The organism is Streptomyces sp. NPDC039736, assembly GCF_055596485.1.
The window spans coordinates 49,417-73,292 of record NZ_JBVIUQ010000011.1 but is presented as its reverse complement, the minus strand read 5'-3'; the positions used below and the strand labels follow the sequence as shown (position 1 = coordinate 73,292).

General features: G+C 72.4%; 23 protein-coding genes. 13 read left to right on the top strand and 10 right to left on the bottom strand.

The genetic code is table 11. The features are described from left to right. Positions 1-30: 30 nt before the first annotated feature. The 7 genes from ccsB to hemL form a co-directional block, all read right to left on the bottom strand. Positions 31-1,194 (bottom strand): c-type cytochrome biogenesis protein CcsB, encoded by a 1,164-nt coding sequence (gene ccsB, locus ACZ56L_RS29310; RefSeq protein WP_468686338.1) that lies wholly within the window; start codon positions 1,192-1,194, stop codon positions 31-33. Then, on the bottom strand, positions 1,191-2,921 hold the full coding sequence (gene resB / locus ACZ56L_RS29305; RefSeq protein ID WP_471067370.1) for a cytochrome c biogenesis protein ResB: 1,731 nt from the start codon (positions 2,919-2,921) through the stop codon (positions 1,191-1,193). Before resB ends, ccsB begins: the two co-directional genes overlap by 4 nt. Positions 2,922-2,925: 4 nt before the next feature. Beyond that, positions 2,926-3,687: a cytochrome c biogenesis CcdA family protein gene (locus tag ACZ56L_RS29300; RefSeq protein WP_401756935.1), complete on the bottom strand. Its 762-nt coding sequence runs from the start codon at positions 3,685-3,687 to the stop codon at positions 2,926-2,928. A gap of 5 nt (positions 3,688-3,692) precedes the next feature. Further along, positions 3,693-4,319, bottom strand: a complete 627-nt coding sequence (locus ACZ56L_RS29295) for a TlpA family protein disulfide reductase (protein WP_345229060.1) — start codon at positions 4,317-4,319, stop codon at positions 3,693-3,695. A 98-nt stretch (positions 4,320-4,417) separates the two neighbouring features. Then, positions 4,418-5,698, bottom strand: coding sequence for a polysaccharide deacetylase family protein (locus ACZ56L_RS29290; protein ID WP_345229061.1), 1,281 nt, complete (start codon positions 5,696-5,698; stop codon positions 4,418-4,420). A gap of 215 nt (positions 5,699-5,913) precedes the next feature. Beyond that, positions 5,914-6,609, bottom strand: a complete 696-nt coding sequence (locus ACZ56L_RS29285; RefSeq protein ID WP_471067367.1) for a histidine phosphatase family protein — start codon at positions 6,607-6,609, stop codon at positions 5,914-5,916. Continuing rightward, positions 6,606-7,913: a glutamate-1-semialdehyde 2,1-aminomutase gene (gene hemL, locus ACZ56L_RS29280; RefSeq protein ID WP_471067365.1), complete on the bottom strand. Its 1,308-nt coding sequence runs from the start codon at positions 7,911-7,913 to the stop codon at positions 6,606-6,608. The genes ACZ56L_RS29285 and hemL overlap by 4 nt, the downstream gene beginning before the upstream one ends. A gap of 173 nt (positions 7,914-8,086) precedes the next feature. Here hemL and ACZ56L_RS29275 point away from each other — a divergent pair, with 173 nt between their 5' ends. The 3 genes from ACZ56L_RS29275 (at position 8,087) to ACZ56L_RS29265 (ending at position 10,422) form a co-directional block, all read left to right on the top strand. Further along, positions 8,087-8,860 carry a hypothetical protein gene (locus tag ACZ56L_RS29275; RefSeq protein ID WP_401756939.1) on the top strand — a complete coding sequence of 258 codons (774 nt, stop codon included), beginning with the start codon at positions 8,087-8,089 and terminating at the stop codon, positions 8,858-8,860. Positions 8,861-9,043: 183 nt separating this feature from the next. Further along, complete coding sequence (locus ACZ56L_RS29270; RefSeq protein ID WP_345229064.1) at positions 9,044-9,232, top strand: hypothetical protein; 189 nt, start codon at positions 9,044-9,046, stop codon at positions 9,230-9,232. A gap of 83 nt (positions 9,233-9,315) precedes the next feature. Beyond that, on the top strand, positions 9,316-10,422 hold the full coding sequence (locus ACZ56L_RS29265; RefSeq protein WP_345229065.1) for a magnesium and cobalt transport protein CorA: 1,107 nt from the start codon (positions 9,316-9,318) through the stop codon (positions 10,420-10,422). Between the two features lie 25 nt (positions 10,423-10,447). Here ACZ56L_RS29265 and ACZ56L_RS29260 read toward each other — a convergent pair whose 3' ends face one another. Continuing rightward, positions 10,448-10,813 carry a VOC family protein gene (locus ACZ56L_RS29260; RefSeq protein WP_345229066.1) on the bottom strand — a complete coding sequence of 122 codons (366 nt, stop codon included), beginning with the start codon at positions 10,811-10,813 and terminating at the stop codon, positions 10,448-10,450. A 336-nt stretch (positions 10,814-11,149) separates the two neighbouring features. Here ACZ56L_RS29260 and ACZ56L_RS29255 point away from each other — a divergent pair, with 336 nt between their 5' ends. The 3 genes from ACZ56L_RS29255 (at position 11,150) to ACZ56L_RS29245 (ending at position 15,556) form a co-directional block, all read left to right on the top strand. Next, positions 11,150-13,084, top strand: coding sequence for a hypothetical protein (locus tag ACZ56L_RS29255; RefSeq protein ID WP_471067362.1), 1,935 nt, complete (start codon positions 11,150-11,152; stop codon positions 13,082-13,084). Between the two features lie 103 nt (positions 13,085-13,187). Beyond that, a complete protein-coding gene (locus tag ACZ56L_RS29250) occupies positions 13,188-13,910 on the top strand; it encodes a Mut7-C RNAse domain-containing protein (RefSeq protein ID WP_471067360.1) in 723 nt (240 codons plus the stop codon). Positions 13,911-14,014: 104 nt separating this feature from the next. Beyond that, positions 14,015-15,556 (top strand): FAD-dependent monooxygenase, encoded by a 1,542-nt coding sequence (locus ACZ56L_RS29245; RefSeq protein ID WP_471067358.1) that lies wholly within the window; start codon positions 14,015-14,017, stop codon positions 15,554-15,556. On the opposite strand, the gene ACZ56L_RS29240 is transcribed toward ACZ56L_RS29245, so the two are convergent. Then, on the bottom strand, positions 15,547-16,152 hold the full coding sequence (locus ACZ56L_RS29240) for a hypothetical protein (protein WP_471067356.1): 606 nt from the start codon (positions 16,150-16,152) through the stop codon (positions 15,547-15,549). The genes ACZ56L_RS29245 and ACZ56L_RS29240 overlap by 10 nt on opposite strands. A gap of 66 nt (positions 16,153-16,218) precedes the next feature. Between ACZ56L_RS29240 and ACZ56L_RS29235 the strand changes: the two genes are divergently transcribed. Together ACZ56L_RS29235 and ACZ56L_RS29230 are read left to right on the top strand one after the other, a co-directional pair. After that, a complete protein-coding gene (locus ACZ56L_RS29235; RefSeq protein ID WP_345229071.1) occupies positions 16,219-16,554 on the top strand; it encodes a YnfA family protein in 336 nt (111 codons plus the stop codon). A 55-nt stretch (positions 16,555-16,609) separates the two neighbouring features. Next, complete coding sequence (locus ACZ56L_RS29230; RefSeq protein WP_471067354.1) at positions 16,610-17,368, top strand: SDR family NAD(P)-dependent oxidoreductase; 759 nt, start codon at positions 16,610-16,612, stop codon at positions 17,366-17,368. A 431-nt stretch (positions 17,369-17,799) separates the two neighbouring features. Here ACZ56L_RS29230 and ACZ56L_RS29225 read toward each other — a convergent pair whose 3' ends face one another. Beyond that, positions 17,800-18,642, bottom strand: coding sequence for a pentapeptide repeat-containing protein (locus ACZ56L_RS29225; RefSeq protein WP_401756947.1), 843 nt, complete (start codon positions 18,640-18,642; stop codon positions 17,800-17,802). A gap of 218 nt (positions 18,643-18,860) precedes the next feature. Here ACZ56L_RS29225 and ACZ56L_RS29220 point away from each other — a divergent pair, with 218 nt between their 5' ends. The 5 genes from ACZ56L_RS29220 (at position 18,861) to ACZ56L_RS29200 (ending at position 23,857) form a co-directional block, all read left to right on the top strand. Then, the gene (locus ACZ56L_RS29220) at positions 18,861-19,748 is read left to right on the top strand and encodes a hypothetical protein (protein WP_345229074.1); all 888 of its coding nucleotides are present in this window, start codon (positions 18,861-18,863) and stop codon (positions 19,746-19,748) included. 302 nt (positions 19,749-20,050) lie between these two features. Beyond that, positions 20,051-20,926, top strand: coding sequence for a DUF3558 domain-containing protein (locus tag ACZ56L_RS29215; RefSeq protein WP_471067352.1), 876 nt, complete (start codon positions 20,051-20,053; stop codon positions 20,924-20,926). An 84-nt stretch (positions 20,927-21,010) separates the two neighbouring features. Further along, positions 21,011-21,742, top strand: coding sequence for a DUF3558 family protein (locus ACZ56L_RS29210; RefSeq protein WP_345229076.1), 732 nt, complete (start codon positions 21,011-21,013; stop codon positions 21,740-21,742). Positions 21,743-22,463: 721 nt separating this feature from the next. Beyond that, positions 22,464-23,204 carry a GAF and ANTAR domain-containing protein gene (locus ACZ56L_RS29205; protein WP_471067349.1) on the top strand — a complete coding sequence of 247 codons (741 nt, stop codon included), beginning with the start codon at positions 22,464-22,466 and terminating at the stop codon, positions 23,202-23,204. A 62-nt stretch (positions 23,205-23,266) separates the two neighbouring features. After that, positions 23,267-23,857 carry a DUF1360 domain-containing protein gene (locus ACZ56L_RS29200; protein ID WP_468686327.1) on the top strand — a complete coding sequence of 197 codons (591 nt, stop codon included), beginning with the start codon at positions 23,267-23,269 and terminating at the stop codon, positions 23,855-23,857. Positions 23,858-23,876: the final 19 nt, after the last annotated feature.

Here is a 23,876-nt window from a genome sequence, read left to right as displayed (position 1 = left end):
ACCGGGCCGGGCTGGATGGAGCAGCGGCGGCTACACGCCCGCGTAGGAGTGCTTGCCGGAGAGGAAGATGTTCACGCCGTAGTAGTTCCAGAGCCAGGTCGCGAAGGCGAAGAGGGCCAGGTAGGCGGCCTTGCGGCCCTTCCAGCCCGCGGTGGCGCGGGCGTGCAGGTAGGTGGCGTACACGATCCACGTGACGAAGGACCAGACCTCCTTGGGGTCCCAGCCCCAGAAGCGGCCCCAGGCGTCGCCCGCCCAGATGGCGCCCGCGACGATCGTGAACGTCCACAGCGGGAAGACGCCCGCGTTGATGCGGTACGAGAACTTGTCGAGCGAGGCCGCCGAGGGCAGCCGGGAGACCGCGCTGTCCATGACGCGGCGCAGCGGGACGCGGGCGGCGCGGACGGTCGTCACGAAGGGGTTGGCCTTCGGGAGGGCGGCCAGGTGCGCCTTGAGCGTGTCGGCGGTCTCGCCCAGCTCGGCGCGGACCTCGTAGCGGTCGCGGAGCAGGTAGCCGATGGTGCCGACGGCGCCGACGTAGAAGATCGCACCGCAGATGATCGCGGTGGAGACGTGGATCCACAGCCAGTAGGAGTCCAGCGCGGGGACGAGCTGGTCGCTGTCGGTGTAGAGCCACTTGGTGGCGATGCCGAGGTCCAGCAGGACCGTGGTGACCAGCGGCAGCCCCACCCAGCGCACGTTCATCTTCGTGAGGAGGAAGGCGAGGTAGACGCCGACCGCGACCGTGGAGAAGGTGATGGAGAACTCGTACATGTTGCCCCAGGGGGCCCGCTGCACGGAGAGCGCCCGGGTGGCGACGCCGCCCGCGGCGACCAGGAACGCCAGCACCGTGAGGGAGATCGCGATGCGGCCGTAGAGGTCGCCCTTCTCGGTGCCGCCCGCCGCGCCCGCGCCGTCCTCGGCGTCCCGCGCACCGGCGGCGGCCCGGGTGACGACCTGGGGCTTGTCGAGGACCGCGGTGCCGCCCCGGGAGCGGACGGTCACGGCGGGGGCCGCGGCCGGGCGGGTCAGCGCGGCGGCGGTGCGGCCGACCTTGCTGCGGCTGCCGAAGGTCCACTCGGCGATGTGCGCCAGGAAGGCCAGGGTGTAGACGGCCATCGCGGAGTAGATCAGGACGTTGCTGGTCTCCGCCAGGCTCTGATTGGTCTCGGTGACTGCGGCGGCTGCGAGGATCACGCGCGCGCTCCTTCGGCAGGGGGTTCTTCGGCGGGCGAGGCGGACGGGGCGGGAGGGGGCGTCGCGGTCGTCGGCGCCCGGGTGTGCAGGGTTTCGGCCAGGGCGGCCAGCTCCTCGGGGAGGCGGCCGGACTCGCTGCGCCCGAGGCCCGCCATCTCGACGAGGGTGGTGCCGTCGTCGGACCGTACGGCACGGACCCAGACGCGGCGGCGCTGGATGAAGAGCGAGCCCGCGAGTCCCAGGATGGCGGCGATCGCGCCCGCGAGGGCCCACATGTTGCCGGGCTGCTGGGAGACCTGGAAGGTCGCCCACTCCTTGATGTCCTTCTCGAAGGTGACCGAGCCCGCCCCGTCGGGCAGGGTCATGGTCTCGCCGGGCAGGAGCATCTTGGCGAAGGGGCTGCCGTCGGGCTTCTTGAACTGGGTCATCTTGCGGGTGTCGAGCTGGTACACGTTCTGCGGCAGGCCCGCGTCGACGCCGAGGCTGCCGTGGTAGCCGGTCAGGGCGAGCGCCGGGTAGTCCAGGCCCGGGTACTTGGAGAACATGCTGCCCTTGCCCGCACCGCCGAAGGTCGGCACGAAGACCGCGGTGAAGCCGAGCTGGGTCCGCTTGCCGTTCTTGTCCCGGTAGCCGTCCATCACCTTGATCGCGCCGGTGGAGGTGACGTTGGAGTCGGTGGGCAGGAGCGGCGCGGGGCCCCGGAAGACCGCCTTGCCGCGGCCGTCGCGGACGGTGATCGTGGGCGCGTAGCCGTGGCCGATGAGGTGGACCTTGGAGCCGCCGACCGTCAGCGGGGTGTTGACCTCGATGACGCCCTTCTTCTCCTTGCCGTCGGCGCCCTCGGAGTACGTGATGTGGGCCTTGTAGACGCGGGGGGTGCCGCGCTGCGGGCCGGAGCGCTCGTAGGTGCCGACGAAGTCGTCGAGGCGGAAGCCGAAGGGCTCCAGGTCGTGGTCGCGGTCGAAGAGCGAGCCCGACTTGAAGTCGTCGTACTGGGTGAGGGTGTTGGAGAAGCCGCTGCCCTCGGTGATCAGCTTGCCGCCCTCGGACTTGAAGAGCTGGCCGGTCGCGAAGGCCAGGAGCAGCACGATCAACGCGATGTGGAAGATCAGGTTCCCGGCTTCGCGCAGATAGCCCTTCTCGGCGGTGACGGCGGTGCCGTCCACGTGCGCGCGGAAGCGCTTCTTCTTCAGCATCGCCAGCGCGAGCGCGCGGACCTCGTCGGGGGTCTTGTCCGTGCGCCAGGTCGTGTACGCCGGCATGCGCGTCAGGCGGCCGGGCGCGCCCGGCGGACGGCTGCGGAGCTGGCCGACGAACTGCCAGCTCCGGGGCACGATGCAGCCGATGAGGGAGACGAACAGCAGGATGTAGATCGCGGAGAACCACACCGAGCTGTAGACGTCGAAGAGCTGCACCTTGTCGTAGAGCGGTGCGAGCGTCTCGTGCGCCTTGAAGAAGTCGTCGACCTTCGTCTGGTCCACGCTGCGCTGCGGGACCAGCGAGCCGGGGATCGAGGCGATCGACAGCATGAACAGCAGGATCAGCGCGACCCGCATCGAGGTGAGCTGCCGCCAGAACCAGCGGGCCCAGCCGACGACGCCGAAGGACGCGGGAGCGGGCCCGCCGCCCTGGGGGTCGCTCTCGCGGTCGTCCTTGGGGGCGGTGGAGAGCCGGTCTCCGGCCACCCGCTCGTCCGTCTCGGCGGCCTGCTCTTCGGTCTTGCTCATGGAACTAGATCCCCACCTGGAAGCTGTCGGTCCAGCTTTGCATGGACAGCAGGACCGTCTCCCAGAGGCCCGTGAGGAGCAGGAGGCCGGTCGCGATCATCATGACGCCGCCGATGCGCATGACCCAGACGTAGTGCTTCTTCACCCAGCCGAACGCGCCGAGCGCCTTGCGGAAGGCCACGGCCGCCACGATGAATGGCAGCCCGAGGCCCAGGCAGTACACCGCGGTGAGCAGCGCCCCGCGCCCCGCGCTGGCCTCGTGCCAGGCCAGACCCTGGATCACGCCGAGCGTGGGGCCCAGGCACGGCGTCCAGCCGATCCCGAAGAGCACGCCGAGCACCGGCGCCCCGATCCACCCGGCGACCGGTTTCCGGTGGAAGCGGAACTCACGCTGGGTCAGGAAGGGGAAGGCCCCCATGAAGAACAGACCCATCAGCACCATCAGGACGCCGAGGACGATGTTCGTGGTGCTCTTGTAGCCCTGGAGGACGGTGCCGAAGTAGCCGAAGAGCACACCGCCGGAGACGAACACGGCGCTGAAGCCGAGGACGAACAGCAACGCCCCGACCGCCATCCGGCCGCGCCGCTGCTCGGCGAGGTCGGTACCGCTCGTGCCCGTGACGTACGACAGATAACCGGGCACCAGCGGCAGCACGCACGGCGAGAAGAAGGAGACGAGACCGGCCAGCAGCGCGATGGGCAGGGCGAGCAGCAGCGCGCCCGACTGCACCGTGCCGGCGGCGTCGGCGAGGGAGACGGCGTTCACGTGCGTCACTTCTCGGCGATCAGGGGGTCGATCAGCTTGCGCAGCTTCTTCTCGCTGAGCGCGGCCAGCGAGCGGCCCGCGATCCTGCCGTCCTTGTCGAGGACGATCGTGGAGGGGATGGCCTGCGGGTTGAGGCTGCCCTTGGGGAAGCGCAGCATCAGCTTGCCGTCCGGGTCGTACAGGCTGGGGTACTCGATGCCCGCGTCCTTCTCGAAGGCGAGGGCCTGGTCCTTCTGCGGGTCACGGGCGTCGATGCCGAGGAACTCCACGCCCTTGCCCTTGAGTTCCTTGGAGACCTTCGCGAAGGTCGGCGCCTCGGCCCGGCAGGGCGGGCACCAGGAGCCCCAGACGTTGATGACGACGACCTTCCCCTTGAGGGAGGTGGAGTCGAAGTCCTCGCCCTGGAGGGTCTTGCCGTCGAGCTTCGGGGCGGCCGCCCGGTCCGCCGCGGGGACCGTGTCCAGGTTGTCCTTGCCCGCGACGAAGTTGGTGCCGCCGCCCCCGCCGGACGACGTGTCGCCGTCACCGCCGCAGGCCGACAGGGCGAGGGCGCCGGCGAGCGCCGCGGAGACCGCGAGCGCGGTGCGGGAGGCGCGGGCCGGGCGACGGCGGGGGGCACGGGCAGGACTCATGTGAAAAGTTTCGCATGGCAGTTCCTACGATCTTGCCCGCCCCCCTACGTGCCTGCAAAGCCCCTTGTCAAGGGCACATAAGGGGCCATGCGCCGTTCTCAGGACGCGGGCGGGGTGGGCGGCGCGGTCTTGGAGCCCGGCGTCAGGAAGCCCTGCCAGCCGCCCGCGGGCTTCTGGCCGACCTCCAGGGTGCGCAGCTTGGCGAGGACCTGCGGGTCCTGCACGTCGAGCCAGTCGACGTACTGCCGGAAGGAGACCAGCCGGGTGTCCTTCGTGCCGGCGATGTGCTTGATCGCCTCCTCGACGGCGTCCATGTAGATGCCGCCGTTCCACTGCTCGAAGTGGTTGCCGACGTAGAAGGGGGCGCGGTTGGTGGAGTGCGCGCGCTGGAAGCCCTTGATGTAGGCGCCGGTGGCCTGCTTCTTCCACTCGGGGTAGCGGGCGGTGGGGCCCTTGGTGGAGTTCTTGGACTGGTTGGCCAGCATGTTGTAGTCCATCGAGAGGACCTCGAAGCCGCGGCCGGGGAAGGGCACCTGCTGGAGCGGCAGGTCCCAGACGCCGCCCCGCTTGACCGGCCACATCTGGCGGCCGCCGGGCGAGGAGGCGTCGTAGCGCCAGCCCAGCTTCTTGGCGACCGGCAGCAGGTTGTCCTGGCCGAGCAGGCAGGGGGTGCGGCCGCCGACCAGTTCCTTCGAGTAGTCGAAGGGCAGCGGGTCCAGGTCGCTCCAGCCGGTGTTCGTCTTCCACTGGGTGACGAACTTCACGGCCTGGTCGATCTCGCTCTCCCACTGCGCGGGGGTCCACTTGGCGACCGAGCCGGAGCCCGTGCAGAAGTGGCCGTTGAAGTGGGTGCCTATCTCATGGCCCTCGAGCCAGGCCTGACGCACGTACTGGAGCGTCTGCTTGATGTGCTCGTCGGTGAGGTAGCCGATGTCGGAGGCGCCGACGCGGTTGTTCGGGGGCTTGTAGAGGTTCTTCTTGCTCTCCGGCAGGAGGTAGAGCCCGGAGAGGAAGAAGGTCATCGCCGCTTCGTGCTCCTCGGCGAGCTTCAGGAAGCGCGGGAAGAGTCCGTTGCCGACCTCGCCGGCGCCGTCCCAGGAGAAGATCACGAACTGCGGCGGGGCCTCGCCGGGCTGGAGCGGCACCGGCTTGTCGGGCTGGTTGGGCTGCTTGCCGGTGTCGGCGGTCGAGCCGTCGCCGATCGGCTTCGCCTCCGCGGTGGGCGCGGGAGTGCCGCCCTTGCCGGGCCGCTCCGTGCCCTGCCCCTTGCCCGCGGGTGCGGGGCCGTCGCCGTCGCCGCCCTTGCAGGCGGCGAGGCCTATCGCGGCCGCTGCTCCCGCACCGGCTCCGAGCAGTCCCCTTCGGGTGATGTCGCGCATAACTCCCCATCCGCATTCGTCGCGCCTTCGGCCCATCAGATGGACACGTACTGAGAGGGCCCGGCGAACGCTCAGGTTCCGGCAAATTGCACATAATTCGCTGAGTGTTCGTGAAGACACGAAGCGATCATGTGCGGTTCGCGTGTACGTGCGACTGCTACCCGACCGGCCGGACGCGGAACGTCCGCATCCGGCCGGTTTCGCGTGCTCCGGACTCAGGCGCCGAACGCCTTGTCCTTGCCCTTGACCGGCTTCGCCCCCGCCAGCAGGTGCGCCGGCACGAGGTCCCGGGCGGGCTCCGTGTAACCCACCGAGGCGATCTTGTCGCCCCGGTAGGTGAACGTGGTCAGCGAGGCCAGCGTGCACTGCCGCTTGCGCGGGTCGTGCCACAGCCGGCGGCGCTCCACGAAACTGCGCACGATCCAGATCGGCAGTTGGTGGCTGACGCACACCGCCTCGTGGCCGCGCGCGGCGTCGCGGGCCGCGTTCAGGGCGCCCATCATCCGTACGACCTGCTCGACGTACGGCTCGCCCCAGGACGGGCGGAACGGGTTGGTGAGGTGCCGCCAGTTCGCCGGGCGGCGCAGCGCGCCGTCGCCGACGCCGAAGGTCTTGCCCTCGAAGACGTTGCCCGCCTCGATCAGCGCGGCGTCGGTGACCAGGTCCAGGCCGTGCGCGGTCGCGATCGGCGCGGCCGTCTCCTGGGCGCGCTCCAGCGGGGAGGCCACGACGTGGGTGATGTCGCGGTCCGCGAGGTGCTCGGCGACCCGCTCGGCCATCTTGTTGCCCAGCTCGGAGAGGTGGTAGCCCGCGCGGCGGCCGTAGAGGACGCCGTCGGGGTTGTGGACCTCGCCGTGCCGCATCAGGTGGACGACGGTGAGATCGCTCTTGCTGCTGGTGGAGCTGCTCATGCGGTGGCCTCTGCTGCGGCTCGGGCGGCGGCGGGCAGGGCGGCGGCGACGCGCTCGATCGCCCGCTCGTCGTGGGCGGTGGAGACGAAGTACGACTCGAAGGCCGAGGGCGGCAGGTAGACGCCCTGCGACAGCATCGAGTGGAAGAACGCGGTGAAGCGGAAGGACTCCTGCCGGCGGGCGTCGTCGTAGTCGCGCACCTGGTCGGGGGTGAAGAAGACGGAGAACATGTTGGACGCCGTCTGGAGGCGGTGCGCCACGCCCTCCTTGGTCAGCGCCTCGGTGAACAGGCCCTGGAGCTCGGCGGAGACCGCGTCGACCTTCTCGTACGCCGCGTCGTCCAGCAGCCGCAGCTGCGCGAGACCGGCGGCGGTGGCGACCGGGTTGCCGGACAGGGTGCCCGCCTGGTAGACCGGGCCGACCGGGGCGAGGTGCTCCATGACGTCCTTGCGGCCGCCGAAGGCCGCGGCCGGGAAGCCGCCGCCCATGACCTTGCCGAAGGTCATCAGGTCGGGCGCGACGCCGTCGACGCCGTACCAGCCCGCCTTGCTCGTACGGAAGCCGGTCATCACCTCGTCGGAGATGTAGAGCGCGCCGTTCTCGGCGCAGGCGTCCTTCAGACCGGCATTGAAGCCCTCGTGCGGCGGGACGACGCCCATGTTGCCGGGCGAGGCCTCGGTGATCACGCAGGCGATCTCGCCGGGGTGCGCGGCGAAGGCGGCGCGGACCGCGTCCAGATCGTTGTACGGGAGCACGATCGTGTCGCCGGCCTGGGCGCCGGTGACCCCGGGGGTGTCCGGCAGCGCGAACGTGGCCAGGCCCGAACCGGCGGCGGCGAGCAGCGCGTCCACGTGCCCGTGGTAGCAGCCGGCGAACTTGATCACCTTCGCGCGCCCGGTGAATCCACGGGCGAGCCGGATGGCCGACATGGTCGCCTCGGTGCCGGAGGACACCAGGCGCACCTGCTCGACGGGGGCGATGCGGGCGACGATCTCCTCGGCGAGCGCGACCTCGCCCTCGCCGGGCGTGCCGAAGGAGGTGCCGCGGGCGACCGCTTCCTGGACGGCGGCGAGGACTTCCGGGTGCGCGTGCCCGAGGATCATCGGACCCCACGAGCACACGAGGTCGACGTACTCACGGCCGTCGGCGTCGGTGAGGTACGGACCCGTACCGGACACCATGAACCGGGGCGTACCGCCCACGGCCTTGAAGGCCCGTACCGGGGAGTTCACGCCGCCGGGCGTCACGAGGGACGCGCGGTCGAAAAGCGTCTGCGAAACTGGGGCGTCATAGGGGAGGCTCACACAGCAATGGTGTCAGAGGCCCGCCCGGTCTTGCGGACAGGTGTTTCACCGCACGGGTGCTGGGGAGGTCACTGGTCACCAAACCAAGACGATGATCGGGCCGCGCGGCCGGGGCTGAGCCCGTGGGCCGGACACGGCAACAAGCGCTGACACAGCACAGTCGGGTGAGAGATATGCATCGCGGTGGCGGACTGGGCGAGGGGACCGACGACCTGGGTCCCGAGCGGGCCCGGCGCGGACGGCACCGGCGACGGGAACGTGCGGCACGTGCGGAGGCGGGCGAGGCCCCGGACGCGGCCCCGGTCGCCGACGGCCGCAGCGCCGACGCCCTCGGCGGCGACGCCCGGAGCCTGGACGCACGCGGCGCGGAGCCCCGGGCCTTCGACGCCCTCAGCGGTGACGCCCGCGGCGCCGACGCTTTGGCGCACGGCTCTCCGGCGGGTCACGATTCCCTGGCAGGATGGAGCGCTGGGCCTCAGTCGTCGGGTACGGGAAGCAGGGTTGGCCGCGTGGGGGTGACCTACAAGTACTTCGGCGCCCCGAACGGCGCGACGGCCGCCCGCGTGCCGATCTCGATGCGCCCGGAGGAACTGGGCGGCGACGAGCTGGGCATGGGCGGCATGTTCACCAAGATCAAGCCGGAGACGATGGCCGCGATGGTCCTCACCGGCATCCAGGGCATACCCCTGCACAAGGTCCCGCCGCTGGAACTGGTCGTCCTGCATCCCGACTACGCCGTGGTGAAGCTCCCCATGACCGTGGTCGACCCGCTGCGCGGCGTCGGCGAGGAGTCGGTGGGCGCGGCGGCCTTCATCTGGTCGACGGTCCCCGACCGGGGCGGCCCGAGCGACGCGTTCAACGTGTACCGGCTCCTGCACGAGTGGCAGGACTTCTCGCACCGGCTGCACGAGGCGGGACACCAGGCGTACTGCCTGGTCTGGCCGTAGGAATCCCGCACCGCCGACCGCCCGTCACCCGCGCCCCCGACCGCCCTCCGCCCCCGCCCCGCCCGCATCCCACTCGCGTCCCGCCCCCCGGTTACGCACTCCGGCGTACGCCCGGCGGATTTTCAGGCCATTCTCAGCCGTCCGGAACGACGACTGTCAGTGGCAGCCCCTACGCTTGTACACATGTCCTCCACTTCTTCGAGCCCTGGTTCCGCGCGTTCCGTACGTTCCGCCGCCGCCGTCAACGCGGAGATCCGCGCGCTCTGGTCGCGCACGGACGGCGCGCTGTCCGCAGCCGACGAGGCGCGCTACCAGGAGCTGCTCGTGGAGTGGGCCGCCGCGGTGCGTGAGGCCCTGGTCAAGGCCGCGTAACCACGACTGCGCACCGCCAGGCCCTGGTCAAGGCTCGGCAAGGAACTGGCCTGGACGGCGGCGGGCGGGGCAGACTCCCCGGCATGCCGCTCATGCACCGCCTGCGCAGTGCCGCCCGCCGACGCCTCCGGGCGGTCCGCGCGACGGTGGATCTCAGCCATCCCGCCCGTTCCCCGCTGGGCAGCGCGGTCGAGAACTGCGTGGTCTTCGAGGAGGGGGTGCGCACCCCCCGCGACTGCTCGGCCGCCGAGGCGCTGGAGCGGGTCCGCAAGGGGGACGGCAGGGCCTTCGTCTGGCTCGGCCTGCACGAACCCGAACCCTCCGAACTCGACGCGCTGGGCGCCCTCTTCGGCCTGCACCCGCTCGCCCTCCAGGACGCCGCGGGACCGCACCGCCGGCCGCGCCTGATGCGGTACGACGACACGCTCTGCGCGGTCTTCAAGACCGTCCGCTACGTCGAGCACGAGCAACTCACCGCCACCAGCGAGGTCGTGGACACCGGCGAGCTGATCGCCTTCGCGGGCCCCGACTTCGTCATCACCGTCCGGCACGGCGGCTCCGGCTCGCTCGGACCCATCCGCGAGGCCCTCGAAGACGTGCCGGAACAGCTCAAGCTCGGCCCGGCGGCCGTCCTGCACGCCCTCGCGGACTTCGTCGTCGACGAGTACGAGCAGGTCACCGACGCCGTCCAGGACGACATCGACCTGGTCGAGTCCACCGTCTTCAGCCCCGGCTCGGGACGCGTCGACCCCGGCCACATCTACCAGCTCAAGCGCGAACTCCTGGAGCTGAAGCGGGCGGTGGCCCCCCTCGCCCGCCCGCTCCTCGCGCTCGCCGACCCCCTCAAGCCGCTGCCGCCCGTCGGACCCGGGCTCCAGCCGTACTTCCGCGACGTCGCCGACCACCTGGCCCGTACCGTCGACCAGCTCTCCTCGTACGACGCCCTGCTCGACTCGATACTCCAGGCGCACCTGGCCCAGGTGACCGTCGCCCAGAACGAGGACATGCGGAAGATCACCGCCTGGGCGGCGATCGTCGCCGTACCCACCATGGGCTGCGGTGTGTACGGCATGAACTTCGAGCACATGCCGGAACTGGAATGGACGTACGGCTATCCGCTCGCCCTGTCCGTGATGGCCGCGGCCTGCTTCACCGTGCACCGCGCCTTCCGCAGGAACGGCTGGCTGTGAGGCGGGACGCCGGGACCGGCGCGGTTCAGGCCCGGCAGAGGCAGAACGGATGGCCCGCCGGGTCGGCGTAGACCCGGAAGGCGCGGTCCCGGTCCTCGGTGTCCAGCGCCCGGGCGCCCAGGGCCAGGACCCGGGCCTCGGCCTCGTCCAGGTCGGGGACGTCGAAGTCCAGGTGGAGCTGCTGGGAGTTGCGGGTGGCGCTCGGCCACTCGGGGGGCGTCAGGTCGGCGGCCCGCTGGAAGGCGATGCGGTGGCCGCCGGGGGCGTACAGGTCCCACCAGTCGTCGTCGTTCTGCTTGACCTCGCCGCCCAGGACCTCGCGGTAGAAGTCCGCCAGCGCGCGCGGGTCCGGGCAGTCGATGGCGACGAGGGCGTAGGTGGCGATGGGCATCGGAACTCCTCACGGATCGGGTGTGCCGCGCACGTGCGTCAGAGGTGCGTCAGCGGTGCGTCGGGGATACGCGTTCCCGTTCCGGCGAGGGGTCACGCTGCCGGGCAGGTGATTCCGGATCGTCCGGCGGCGGGTCACGCTGCCGGGCAGGTGATTCCGGATCGTCCGGCGGCGGGTCACGCTGCCGAGCGGGTGATTCCGGGTCAACGGGACGCGATGTCCCGCCCGCAGGGGTGAACGGCCGCTTGGATCAGGGGCTGTCCCTTCCCCCTCGGCCGGCCCGGCCGCCCGTGGGGGCGGGCCCTGTCCCCCGCGCCTCACCCGGAAGGCGGCCCCGTGACCGTCCTCGACCTGCCGTCCGCCCCCCGGCGCAGCCCCGGAGACGAGCCGTCCGGCGTCGGCCCGCCCGGGGTGCGGCTGCCCCGCGTCCCCGTCCGGGCGGCCCGCGCCCTGTTCCTCGTCTCGCTGGCCGGTCTGACCGGACTCATGGGCTGGCTGGCGTTCTGGCTCTGCCGCCTCACCGTCGACGACGCCTTCATCAGCTGGCGGTACGGCAAGTCCTTCGCCGGGAGCGGGGTGTGGGACTGGAACCCGGTCGTGGCGGGCTCCGGACTGCCGCGCGTGGAGGCGTACACCAACCCGCTGTACGCGGCACTCTCGATCGTCCCCGCCGTCGCCGGCTGGCCGGTGGAGGCGTTCTTCAAGGCGTTCGGCCTGCTGCTGCTGTGCGGCGGGATCGCGGTCGCGGCCGTGCTGCGGGACGTGCCGCGTCACCAGCGGGTCGTCCTGGTGGCGGTGATGGCCGCCAACCCGGTGTTCGTCTCGCACTTCTTCCACGGCCTGGAGAGCGGCAGCTTCGCCCTCTTCATCGCGCTGCTGTACGGCGTCCTGTACCGGCGCGGAAGGCTCGGCGCGCTCGGCCGGACCGCCGCCGTCCTGGTCGCGCTGTCCCGCCCCGAGGGCATGGCGTACGCGTTCGCGGCCGTCGCCTGGGCGGCGCTGGCCAACCGCGGGGACCGGCGCGAGGTGCGCGGCGCGCTCGCCGTCGCGGGCGGGCTGGCGGGCTACTGGGCGCTGCGCGCCTGGTGGTTCGGGCGCCTGCTGCCCCACACGTACCTGGTGACCTCCGGGTCCGTGGACGCGTCCGGCGTCGTGCGGCAGCTCGTCCACCCGGTCCTGCCGGTCCTCGGGACGCTGGCCGGCGGCGCGGTGCTGTGCGCGTTCCTGTGGCGGCGCGCGGACGCCCGCCGCTGCCGCGAGCAGGACGGCGGGGCGCGGGCCGCCCGCGGGCCGGGGCCGCGGCCGGGCGGGCGCGGCCCGCTGCCGCTCCAGGACCTGACGCCGGTCGTGCCGGCCGCGCTGACCTGCGGCATCGCGCTGGTCTACTATCCGCTGTCGGCCCTGCACATGGACGTCGGCAACCGCTTCTTCTGGCAGCTCACCGCCCCGGTCGCCCTCGTGCTGCTGTGCCGCCCGCTGAAGGGGCGCAGGCTGCCGGGCGGGGCCAGGGCCACCGACGGGGCCGCCCCGAAGTGGGCCGCGCCGGCGCTCGGGCTGACCGGGGTCGCGGTGCTGCACTTCCAGGGGATGCCGGGCGTCGACCCGACGGCGGTCGTCGTCGGCGGGTCCGCCGCGGTCGTGGCGGCCCTGGTGCTGTGGGGGCGGACGGCGACGCCGTTGCTGGCAGCCGGGTCGGCCGGGCTCATGCTCGCGGTGTCGGCGATTCCGCTGGAGTCGCTGGTCGGCGGCATGACGTACCGCTTCCACCTGCGCGAGGCGCACGAGGAGCTGGGGCGGCTCATGGCCCGGGACCCCACCGTCAGGGGCCTGGTGGGCACGGGCGACGCGGGCGTCCTCCCGTACGCGCTCAACGAGCACCAGCAGGCCGTCGACCTGGGCGGGCTCGCCGACCCGTACCGGGCGGACCCCGGGGGCATCCCGCGCGAGGTGTTCGCGCAGCACGGCGCGGCGGTCGTCGTGCCGGCCGGGGGGCCGGACGAGGACAGGAACTGGTTCGGGACGGCCTCCTCGCGCACGGTCGTCGACCACGTCAGGAAGGAGAGGTGGACGTACTCGGCAGGGCTGCCGTTCGGCGGGGCGTACTGGCTGAACGTGTTCGTGCGGCCGGGGACCGGCGAGCGGTTCCTCCGCGAGCTGAAGGCCCGGCGGCCGGCCGCCGAGCGGGCCAACCTGTCGCCGGAGCGGATCGGCTGGACATACGCGGAGGCGCACCGGTGGGACTTCCCGTTCCTGGACGATCCGGTGCGGTGAGGCGGGCGCATCGGGGGCGGGGACCCGCTCCCGGCGCGGACCCGGTGTCCCGGGCGGGAAAATTCCGGCAACTCCCGGCGCGGCCGGTGGCATTGTAGGGCGCGTGAATGGACCCCGGGTACACATCGCGTTCGCCCCCGAGCTGAACCTCTTCATCGCCGCCGACCGCCGCGCCGGACGCACCGAGACCGAGACCGACGGCGTCTCCAGCCTCGGGCACGTCGTCGAGTCGCTCGGCGTGCCCCTCACCGAGGCGGGGACGCTGTCCGTGGACGGGGCCGTCGTCACCGCGGGGCACGTGCCCCGGGAGGGCGAGCGGATCGAGGTGGCGGCGGTGGCCCGGCCGCAGCGGGTCCCCGGCGCGCCCCTGCGGTTCCTGCTGGACGTGCACCTGGGCACCCTGGCCCGGCGCATGCGCCTGCTGGGCGTCGACGCCGCGTACTTCAGCGAGGACATCGGGGACCCGGCGCTGGCCACCTGCTCCGCCCGCGAGCAGCGCGTCCTGCTGTCCCGGGACCGGGGCCTGCTGCGGCGGCGCGAGCTGTGGGCGGGCGCGTACGTCTACAGCGACCGGCCCGAGGAGCAACTGCGCGACGTGCTGGGCCGCTTCGCGCCGCCCCTCGCGCCGTGGACGCGCTGCACCGCCTGCAACGGCGAGCTGAAGGAGGCCACGAAGGAGTCGGTGGCGGGACTGCTGGAGGGCGGCACGGAGCGTTCGTACGACGTCTTCGCGCAGTGCACGGCGTGCGAGCGCCCGTACTGGCGCGGGGCGCACCACGCGCGCCTGGCCGAGGTCGTCGAAGCGGCCGTGGCCGAATTCGGCTGAGCCCCCCCTTTCGGGGGTGGGGGCCCGGGCGGCGCGAACAGGCCGCCGCCCGCGATGTGCGCGCCCCCGGTGTACGCCCCGCGTCCGGCGGGGAGGGTGCGGACATGCCGACCCCCAAGGACGCTCCGGACCCCGTTCCCTCCGCCCCCGGCCCGGCCGCCCGCCACGCGGCCCCCGACGTGATCGTCGTCGGCGCGGGCCCCGCCGGCCTCCTGCTCGCGGGCGACCTCGCCGCCGCGAACCTGAAGGTCACCCTGGTCGAACGCCGCGCGCACACCGCCGGGAACCTCACCCGCGCCTTCGCCGTGCACGCGCGCACGCTCGAAGTCCTCGACGCGCGGGGACTGGCCGACGACCTCCTGAAGACCGGCCGCCAGGTCACCGAGTTCAACCTCTTCGGCTCCCGGGCCCTGGACCTCTCGCGTCTCCGCTCGCGCTTCCCCTTCGTGCAGATCACTCCGCAGTACGAGGTGGAACGCGTCCTGGAACGGCGGGCGCTGGCCGCCGGGGTCGACTTCCGCTACGACACCGAACTGACCGCCGTCGAGACGCACACCACCGGCGTCACCGCCCGTCTGTGCACCGCCGAGGGCGCTGTCTCCGACCTCACCGCGCCCTACCTGGTGGGGGCGGACGGCGTGCGCAGCCGGGTACGGGAATCGCTGGGCCTGCCCTTCCCCGGCGAGTCGGTCATCGCCTCGATGATCCTCGCCGACGTGCGCCTCGACGAGGAGCCCGAGGCGGTCCTGACCGTGGGCGGCAAGGGCGACGCGTTCGCCTTCATGGTGCCGTTCGGGGACGGCTACCACCGGGTGATGGGCTGGTCCCGCAGCCGGGAGGCGGCGCGGACGGAGCCGGCGGACCCGTCGAGCCCGGTGGAGCTCTCCGAGATCCAGGAGATCGCCCGCACCGCCCTCGGCGTCGACCACGGCCTGCACGACCCCCGCTTCCTCACCCGTTTCCACAGCGACGAACGCCAGGTCCCCTCCTACCGGGTGGGCCGGGTCTTCCTCGTCGGCGACGCCGCGCACGTGCACTCCCCGGCGGGCGGCATGGGCATGAACACCGGCATCCAGGACGCCGCGAACCTCTCCTGGAAGCTGGCGGCGGTGCTGCGCGGCCGGGCCGAGGACGAGCTCCTCGACACCTACCACGAGGAACGCCACCCGGTGGGGGCCATGGTGCTGCGGGTCAGCGGGGCCATGGTGCGGGTCGCCCTGTCCGGCAACCCGCTGAGCCGGGCGGGCCGGACCCTCGCCACCCGGCTCGCGGGAAGCGTGCCGCCCCTGGCCGGCCGGGCGATGCGGCTCATCTCGGGCATCGGCATCTCGTACGGCTCGGGCCGCGGCGAACACCCCCTCGTCGGCCGCCGGGTCCCCGACCTGACCCTGGTCGAGGGCCGCCTGTACGAACTCCTGCGCAAGGGCGAACACGTCCTGGTCGCCTCCGCGGACGGTCCCCTTCCGCTCGCGGTGCCCCCGCACACGGTCCGCGCGCACTGGGCCCGGGGCTCGTCCCTGCTGGTGCGCCCGGACGGATACGCGGCGTGGGCGGCGTACGAGCCGAGCGCACGGCAGCGGCGGCGGGCGGCGGCCGAACGCCGGGCCTCCGGTGGGAACTCCCGCCCGGACTCCCCTCAGAAGTAGTACGGGTCGCCCGTGGCCAGGGCCAGCACGCGCTGGTGGTCGTTCGCCGGGTTCAGGTCCCGTGTCGTGGGAGCGGCGGACTGCCCCAGCCGGGTCGTCCGGACGTCGACCCAGACCTCGTCCGGCGCCCCCGGCACGCGCAGGGCCAGGTCCAGGCCCCGGGAGGCGGCCGCGCCCGCGCGCAGGGCCCCGGTCTCGCAGTGCAGCACCGCGGGGGCCTGCCGCGCGCAGGTGCCGGGGAGCTTCCCGGTGACCGGCGCCGAGAAGGACAGCCGGACGGTTGCCGAGTCGAGGCTCGACGGGCCGTGGTTCCACGTCCGCAGGTGCACGGTGAGCTGCCCGCGCTGGTACACGACCCGCCCGTGATGCGCGAGGTCCACCTCGTCGGCGTCGGCATCGGCACTGCCGTCGGCGTCGGCGGGGTGCTGAGGTGCCGGGTCGCCCGCGCGGGCGGGTCGGCCGTGGGCCGGGTCGCTTGCGCCCGTGGCCTGCGCGGGGGCAGGTTCCCTCGCGTGCGCGGCGGTCACCCCGCTGCCCGTCAGCACCCCGAGCCCCGCCAGCCCCCACACCAGTACCTTGCGCCACACAGTTGTCATGGCCCCCTACGTACCCCCTCCTCCCGGGAACCGCTCCCGCCCCGCGCCCATGCCACCCTTATGACCATGCTCGTCGCCCGCTCAGCAGCACTCTTCGCCGTCGCCGCGCTCTTCGAGATCGGAGGCGCCTGGCTGGTCTGGCAGGGCGTCCGCGAGCACAGGGGCTGGATCTGGATCGGCGCGGGCGTCGTGGCCCTCGGCCTGTACGGCTTCGTCGCGACCCTCCAGTCCGACGGCGACTTCGGCCGCATCCTCGCCGCGTACGGCGGCGTCTTCGTCGCCGGGTCGATCGCCTGGGGCATGGTCGCCGACGGCTACCGCCCCGACCGCTGGGACGTGGTCGGCGCGCTGGTCTGCCTGCTGGGCATGGCCTTGATCATGTACGCCCCGAGGGGCCGCTGACCCGGCCTATCCTCGTACGCGTACCCACCCGTCCGTACGCCCGAGGAGTCCCCGCATGCCCAGCGCCCCCATCGCCGTCGTCACCGGAGCGAGCAGCGGAATCGGCGCGGCCACGGCCCGGCAACTGGCCGAGGCCGGCTACCGGGTGGTCCTCACGGCCCGCCGCAAGGACCGCATCGAGGCCCTCGCGGAGGAGCTCACCGCAGCCGGCCACCAGGCGATGCCGTACGCCCTGGACGTCACCGACCGCGCGGCCGTGGACGAGTTCGCCACCGCCTTCAGGACGATCGCCGTACTCGTCAACAACGCGGGCGGCGCACTCGGCGCGGACCCGGTCGCCACCTCGGACCCGGCCGACTGGCGCCAGATGTACGAGACGAACGTCCTCGGCACCCTCAACCTCACGCAGGCCCTGCTGCCCGCCCTGACCGCGTCCGGCGACGGCACGGTCGTGATCCTCTCCTCGACGGCGGGCCACGGGACGTACGAAGGCGGCGGCGGTTACGTGGCCGCCAAGCACGGCGCGCACGTCCTGGCGGAGACGCTGCGCCTGGAGATCGTCGGCACGCCGGTCCGGGTCGTCGAGATCGCTCCCGGGATGGTCAAGACGGAGGAGTTCGCGCTGACGCGTTTCGAGGGGGACGCGGAGCGGGCGGCGAAGGTCTACGCGGGGGTGGCGGATCCGCTCACGGCGTCCGATGTCGCCGAGACCATCGCGTGGGCGGTGTCCCGCCCGAGCCACGTCAACATCGACCTGCTGGTGGTGCGTCCCCGGGCCCAGGCCTCCAACACAAAAATCCACCGCACCCTCTGATCCCCCTCGGGCAACGTGGTCGCCCTGCCCCCTCCGCCCCCTTGGCCGTCGGGGCCGCCCTGCCACCCCGCTCCCTTGGGCTTTCGCAGCCGCCCTGCACCCCCGCTCCCTTGGGCGACGGGGCCGCCCCAAGGGGGCGGAACGGGCGGGCAAGGGGGCGGCCCCTCCCGCTCCCGGCCCACCCGGGTGCCGCCCCTCGCGTCAGCGCCTGTACCGGGCACGCTCCTTCGGCGAGGCCGAGAGCTCAGCCCCGGTACCGGGCCAGGCAGCCCCGTTCTGCTCACGCAGGAGAGGCCCCGGACCCGCCCCTTTCCCTAAAGCGCTCGCCGCGCGGCCAGGCGCACGGTTCCGTGCAGGAGCGTCGTGGCTGGTCGCGCAGTTCCCCGCGCCCCTGAAGGGGCCCCTGGGAGAGGCCCCCCGCAAGCCACCGCCTACCCCCAGTGCTCCGGCCTCCGCAGCGCCCCCGGCAGCCCCGTCCCCCCGTCCCCCCTCCCCGCATTCACCTGCGTCTGCGTCAAGAAGAGCGCCTCGCTCAGATCCGCCCCCCGCACATCCGCGTCCCGGAAGTCCGCCCCGATCACGTCCGCCCCCCGCAGATCCGCCCCGCTCAGATCGGCCGCGATCAGATACGCCCCCCGGAAGTTCATCCCCCGCAGATCCGCCCCGGCCCGGCGCGCCCCCATCAGGTCCGCCCCCCGGAAATCCACCCGCCGCTTCTTCCCCTTCTTCCTCGCCGGCGGCACCCGCCCCGCCCACTCCCCCCGCACCAGCTCACTCACCTGCACCAGCACCGCGTTCACCTTCAGCCGATGCCCCTCCGCGTCGAGCGCGACCAGTTCCTCCGCGCTCCCCCGCGTCAGCGCCTCGGTCTCCTCCCGCAAGGCCCGCAGCTCCCCCCACACCGGCCGCGCCGCGTCCCGCCGCAGCCCGTCCCCCACGTACCAGAGCAGCTCGTGCAACTGCTTCATCACCGGCAGCAGCGGAAACATCAGCTCCGCGCTCCCGGGCTCCTCCCGCCACCCCACCCCGTCGAAGGTGACCTGCGACAGCTTCTGGCCCGCGCCGAAACAGTCGTAGACCGTGCACCCGGGGAACCCCTCACCCCGCAGCTTCGCGTGGATTCCGCACCCGAAGTCCTCCCCGAGATTCGGGCACGGCTTCCCGGCGGGCTTGTCGATCGCGAAGTCCGACGACTTCGTCAACGTCAACGCCACACAGCACAACCCGAAGCAGCTCCCGCAATCGGAACGCAGGTCGGACGTCATCTCGGACATGTGCGGAACTCCACGGGTGCGGCTACGGCGGTACGGACGAACCCCGGCACCATAGCCAGAACCCCCGCCCCACGCTCGTACGGGTGAACCCTTCCGATCTCCCACACGGCCGCCGAACCCTCTGCCTAGGCTCGCCACGCAAGCCCAAACAGAACGGCCCCCGCCCAGGACGGCAATCCCGGACGAGGACCTCACCACACGGAAGGTGCGACTTCCCCATGGCTGAACACGACCCTAACCCTCCCGCGCTCTTCGACCTCAGCGCCCTGACTCCCGAGTCACAGGTGTCCTTCATGGACCTGGAGGACCCCGACTACGCCTACATGTTCGGCTTCCTCCAGGCGGACGGGCACCTCGCCGCAGGCCCCGGCCTGAAGGGCAGGCTGACCGTAGAAATCAACGTCCGGGACATCGCCGTCCTGCGCGAGTTCCAACGCCTGACCCCGTACAACAGCAGCATCACCGAGCGCACCCGGACCACGAACTTCTCCGCGTCCCACCATTCCGCAACCTGGACCCTGTGCGCTCTCGAAGCCCGCACCCGCCTCAACGAACTCGGCATCCCGTACGGCAGGAAGTCCCGAAAGATCACGCCACCCAGGGTCGAGTTCTCGCGCCGCGACTACCTGCGCGGCGTAATCGACGCGGACGGCTCCGTGGGATTCACGTCAGCGGGGCTTCCGTTCATCTCGTTGACAACAGCCAGCACAGCAATCGGTGCCTACTTCTGCGTGTACGGAAGGAAGGTCACCGGCGTGCAGCGCTACATCGGTCGCAACAAGCGCGACAACATCTACAACGTGATGTTCCAGAAGGAAGCAGCGATGCAGTTGGCGGCCGACCTGTACTACCCGGACTGCCTTTCCCTCAAGCGCAAACAACTGGCTGCATCAGCGCTCGCGACATGGGAACGTCCGGCGGACATGAAGCGGGTAGTCGGTCGACGCGCCTGGAAGCCCTGGGAAGACACAGCGCTGCTGCAGATCGGGAACGCGGAGGCGGCCGCCGCCGAACTGAACCGCACGGAGAACAGCTGCGCTCTTCGGCTCTGGCGCCTGCGCACCGGCCAAGTGGCAGCTCCCAGCGAAGCCCCTCCCGGCCGCTGACGGGTTGGGCCCCGGCAACGCCCCGGGGCCCGTGCCCGTTCAGCCCTCTGTGGGGGCCGCCGTCCTCGACCGTCGGCGGATCCGTCACATCCGGATCGGGACCTTCGCCCCCGGTACTTCCACGTATGACATGAGTCCCGATCCCCCGAAACGACAAGAAAGGTATGCAGAGCGCAAAAAAGGGTGGGAACGGCCGCGAACGGGACAGCGGACCGGCGTCCACACCAGTGCGTGCGATACACATTGTGGTCATCGGCCACCGCAGGGCGGCAAACACTTTTCCTTCGAAGGGGGCCTGGACTGTGCCACGACAGGCGGGCGGGCAAGCGGGCGTCACGGCGGGCGGCAGGGCCGCCGGCAGGGCTCGCGCGAAGGTCTCCGTGCCCGGCATCGCGCTCCTCGCGGCCCTGGCCGCCGGGATCAGCGGATGTTCCGGCGCCGACCCGGGGACGGACACCGCGGGTGACGCCAAGTCCGGCGAGTCCGCCGCCCCGGCCGCACCCCCCGGCAAGTACCGCACGCTCCCCGAGCCCTGCCGGATCGTCGACCAGGGCGTACTGAGGGCGATGCTGCCCGGCGCGGAGAAGCTGCCCGAGGAGCAGCAGCGGAAGCTGTTCGCGGGCGAGCCGGCGGTGACGTACGACACGGACCGCAGGGTCGGCTGCCGCTGGAAGGCGGAGTCGCCGGAGGCCACCCACCTGCTGACGGTGGACTTCGAGCGGGTGGTGTCCTACGACGCCGCGGTGAGCGACGACGACCGCGCCCAGGCCGTGTACCGCGAGCAGTTGACGGCCGCCGATCTCCCCGCGCCGGTGGACCCGCCGCCCGCGTCGAGCGCCCCGCCGGCCTCGCCGACGGCGCCGGTGACGCCGCCCGCGGATTCCGCCGGGGCCTCCGGTTCGCCGGGCGCTCCCGATGCGGCGTCCCTCCAGCCACGTACCCTCGAAGGGCTCGGGGACGCCGCCTTCCTCGACGACGTGCGCGCGCCGGGCGGGTCGACGGCGGCCAAGGACCGTACGGTCTCGATCGTCTTCCGTACGTCCAACGTGCTCGTGAGCGTCACGTACGGCGAGCAGCCGGGCCGGCCCGACCAGCTTCCGGACGGCCGGGCGCTCCAGGACCGGGCGCAGGCCATGGCCCGTAAGCTCGCCGAGCAGTTCTCCGACAGCGGCGAATAAACGAACAGCGGTCCCTCACAGAGAACACATCAGTCACAGCAATCGGAACCCGCAGCGATCCGAAGTTAAGGAACTCCACGAACCATGTACCGAAAAGCTCCCCGTATCGCCCGCATACTGACCTGCGCGGTGGCCGTCCCGGCACTGCTCGTCGTGGCCGGCTGTTCGTCGGACTCCGGTTCTGGTTCCGGTTCGGACGGCGGGAAGAAGGACGCGGGCGCGCAGCAGCAGCAGAAGAAGCCGTCGGCGCCGCCGACCGTGGCCGCGGCGAAGTTCGCGGCGCTGCCGGACGCGTGCAAGGCGCTCAAGAAGGACACGGTCGAGGACCTGGTGCCGAAGGCCGACAAGGCGGAGGGCACGGCCGACGAGTCCTCGGACCCGCAGTCGCGGCGGGGCTGCTCGTGGGGCGGTCTGGACGACAAGGGCGTCAAGGGTTCGCAGTACCACTACCTGACGTACTCGCTCCAGCTCTTCGAGTCGAACCAGGCGCTGGGCAGCGGTGAGAAGCGTGCCACCGAGTACGTGACCAAGCAGGTCAACAAGGTGCAGGGCAAGGAGGGCGTGAAGGACGTGCGCGCCAATCCGGCCGAGGGCATCGGTGACCAGGCCTCGACGATCGGTTACGGCGCGCGCGAGGCCGGCACGGACTTCAACCACGCGGTGGTGGTCGCCCGCACCGGCAACGTGGTCGTGACGCTGGACTACAACGGCGCGGGTTACGCCGGCACGAAGGCGCCGGACCCGGCGGACCTGCTGAAGGGCGCGCAGACGGCGACGAAGGAGGTCGTGGCGTCGGTCGCCGCGGCGAACAAGTAGGGCCCGGGCGGGGAGGCCCCTCCCGAGCCCTTGCCGTCGGCGGGACCGCTCCGGCCGTGCCGGGCGTGCTCCGCGACGAGAACGAGAACGAGAAGGACGGTGGCGGCCAGGACGTGCCGTCCCGAGCGGACCCGCCCCATTCCTGACGGTGCGTCAAATGAATATGTTCCGCGGCGGGTGTCACACCGGTACTGAATACGGGCGCTCCGTGCCCGCTCGCCCCCCGGCGCCGAATGCGCCGGTGCGCGCGACCGCGTGAGCCCGGGTTTCCGGCGTGCCGGACGGCGGTCCGTCCACCGTCGTCCGCGCGCCGAGTGGCACCCCGCGAGCACGGGCCGGAGACTGGGAGGAGCCGGGTTCGGCCAGGAGCCACGGTCCCCGATGCCCGCCGGTCACGGTCCCTTCCCGCCGCCCCTCGCGCGCACCGCGAGGGGCGGCTCGGCACGGAAAGGCCAAGGCCCATGCTCATCCCCCACCCGGACACCCGCACGGCGGCCCGGCTCGCGTACGGCGAACGCCCCAGCGAGCGGGTTCCTCCTGCGCGGGACAGGCGCAGGGCCCGCCCATGACGGCCGGTCCGGGAGGGGAACACAGTTCCGCAGGAGGCGCGCGGGGCAGCGAGGGGTTTGACGGCGCGCGAGCGGGAGACTCGTCCCGCCGACGCGGTCCGCTCGCCTCCCGCCCCACCGCACGTGCCACGGACCCCGCGGAACGGATTCCGATGAGCCCCTCGTACCCCGAGCCCCTGCCCGAACCCACCGTGGTCGACCTGCTGCTGGCCACCGACACGTTGGAGGGGCTGCTGCACGGACTGGCGGAGGCGGCGCTGCGGCACGCCCCGGCCGCCGACGGCTGCGGAATCACCCTGGAGCGGCACGGCCACCCGCTGACCGTGACCAGCGCGGGCACCAGCGCCTGCGCCCTCGACGAGAAGCAGTACGGCCTGGACACCGGGCCCTGCCTGCAGGCCCTGCGCTCGGGCGAGGAGGTGCACGTACGCGACACGCTGGAGGAGACCCGCTGGGGCACGTACCCCGCCCACGCGGTCGCCGCGGGCACCCGGTCCTCCGCGTCCTTCCCCGTCGCCCCGCACAGCGACACCGCCGGGGCGCTGAACCTGTACTCGCCCGAGGCCGACGGCTTCGACACGGCCGACCTGACCGCCCTGCGGGAACTCGCCGGGCAGGCCACCGGAGCCATCGCCCTGGCCCGGCGGACGGCCCGTTCCCAGCAGTTCGCCGACGACCTGCGCAAGGCCGTCCAGCACCGCGCCGTCATCGACCAGGCGATCGGCATCCTCATGGCCCAGCAGCGCTGCACCAGCGCCGAGGCCTTCGCGATCCTGCGCTCCGCCTCCCAGAACCGCAACGTCAAGCTCCGGGACCTGTGCGCCGACCTCATCGTGAGAGTCACCGGCCGGCCCGCCCACGACCCGCCCGAACTCAAACCCCCCGGCCTGTGACGCCGGGACGTCGGCCCCCCTCGCACGACGAAACTCCGACACCCTCGATGGAGATCTCCGCGATGCCCTCGCCCGCTCAGCACGACCCGCGTCACCACGATGCGTCCGCGCGGCACGACCCGCACCGCCCCTCGTCCCCCACGCGCCGCGTCGGCGCGGCCCTGCGCCGGGTGAGCAGGGCCTACTCGCCGCACGAGGACCGCGCGCTGGGCGGACACCTCGGCGCCGTCGTCGCCTTCGGCGCGTACGCGGCCGCCTGGGGCGTGGCGGCCCACCTGCGCGGGGTGAAGCCCGCCGGCCGCCCCGGGCCCTGGGACGTACTGCTGACGGGGGCCGCCGCGTTCCGGCTGAGCCGGCTGATCGGCAAGGGGACCGTCACGAGCCCGCTGCGGGCGCCGTTCACGCGTTTCGAGGAGGCGACGGGTCCCGCCGAGGTGAACGAGAGCCCGCGCGGCGGCTCCGTCAGGTCGACGGTGGGCGAGCTGATCACGTGCCCGTTCTGCCTCGGCGTCTGGGTGACGACCACCTTCACCGGCGCCCAGTCGCTGTGGCCGCGGGCCACGCGGACCGTGACGGCGTCCCTGACCGCGCTGGCGGTGGCCGACACCTTGCAGCTCGGCTACGACTGCCTGCTGCAGAAGAACACCGAGTAGCGCCCGGGACGCCCCCGCC

Excerpts from the sequence above, each read along its gene's own strand:
- resB (WP_471067370.1), bottom strand. The coding sequence starts at position 2,921 with ATGAGCAAGACCGAAGAGCAGGCCGCCGAGACGGACGAGCGGGTGGCC.
- ACZ56L_RS29295 (WP_345229060.1), bottom strand. The coding sequence starts at position 4,319 with ATGAGTCCTGCCCGTGCCCCCCGCCGTCGCCCGGCCCGCGCCTCCCGC.
- ACZ56L_RS29290 (WP_345229061.1), bottom strand. The coding sequence starts at position 5,698 with ATGCGCGACATCACCCGAAGGGGACTGCTCGGAGCCGGTGCGGGAGCA.
- ACZ56L_RS29285 (WP_471067367.1), bottom strand. The coding sequence starts at position 6,609 with ATGAGCAGCTCCACCAGCAGCAAGAGCGATCTCACCGTCGTCCACCTG.
- ACZ56L_RS29275 (WP_401756939.1), top strand. The coding sequence starts at position 8,087 with ATGCATCGCGGTGGCGGACTGGGCGAGGGGACCGACGACCTGGGTCCC.
- ACZ56L_RS29270 (WP_345229064.1), top strand. The coding sequence starts at position 9,044 with ATGTCCTCCACTTCTTCGAGCCCTGGTTCCGCGCGTTCCGTACGTTCC.
- ACZ56L_RS29265 (WP_345229065.1), top strand. The coding sequence starts at position 9,316 with ATGCCGCTCATGCACCGCCTGCGCAGTGCCGCCCGCCGACGCCTCCGG.
- ACZ56L_RS29260 (WP_345229066.1), bottom strand. The coding sequence starts at position 10,813 with ATGCCCATCGCCACCTACGCCCTCGTCGCCATCGACTGCCCGGACCCG.
- ACZ56L_RS29245 (WP_471067358.1), top strand. The coding sequence starts at position 14,015 with ATGCCGACCCCCAAGGACGCTCCGGACCCCGTTCCCTCCGCCCCCGGC.
- ACZ56L_RS29240 (WP_471067356.1), bottom strand. The coding sequence starts at position 16,152 with ATGACAACTGTGTGGCGCAAGGTACTGGTGTGGGGGCTGGCGGGGCTC.
- ACZ56L_RS29235 (WP_345229071.1), top strand. The coding sequence starts at position 16,219 with ATGCTCGTCGCCCGCTCAGCAGCACTCTTCGCCGTCGCCGCGCTCTTC.
- ACZ56L_RS29230 (WP_471067354.1), top strand. The coding sequence starts at position 16,610 with ATGCCCAGCGCCCCCATCGCCGTCGTCACCGGAGCGAGCAGCGGAATC.
- ACZ56L_RS29225 (WP_401756947.1), bottom strand. The coding sequence starts at position 18,642 with ATGTCCGAGATGACGTCCGACCTGCGTTCCGATTGCGGGAGCTGCTTC.
- ACZ56L_RS29220 (WP_345229074.1), top strand. The coding sequence starts at position 18,861 with ATGGCTGAACACGACCCTAACCCTCCCGCGCTCTTCGACCTCAGCGCC.
- ACZ56L_RS29210 (WP_345229076.1), top strand. The coding sequence starts at position 21,011 with ATGTACCGAAAAGCTCCCCGTATCGCCCGCATACTGACCTGCGCGGTG.
- ACZ56L_RS29205 (WP_471067349.1), top strand. The coding sequence starts at position 22,464 with ATGAGCCCCTCGTACCCCGAGCCCCTGCCCGAACCCACCGTGGTCGAC.
- ACZ56L_RS29200 (WP_468686327.1), top strand. The coding sequence starts at position 23,267 with ATGCCCTCGCCCGCTCAGCACGACCCGCGTCACCACGATGCGTCCGCG.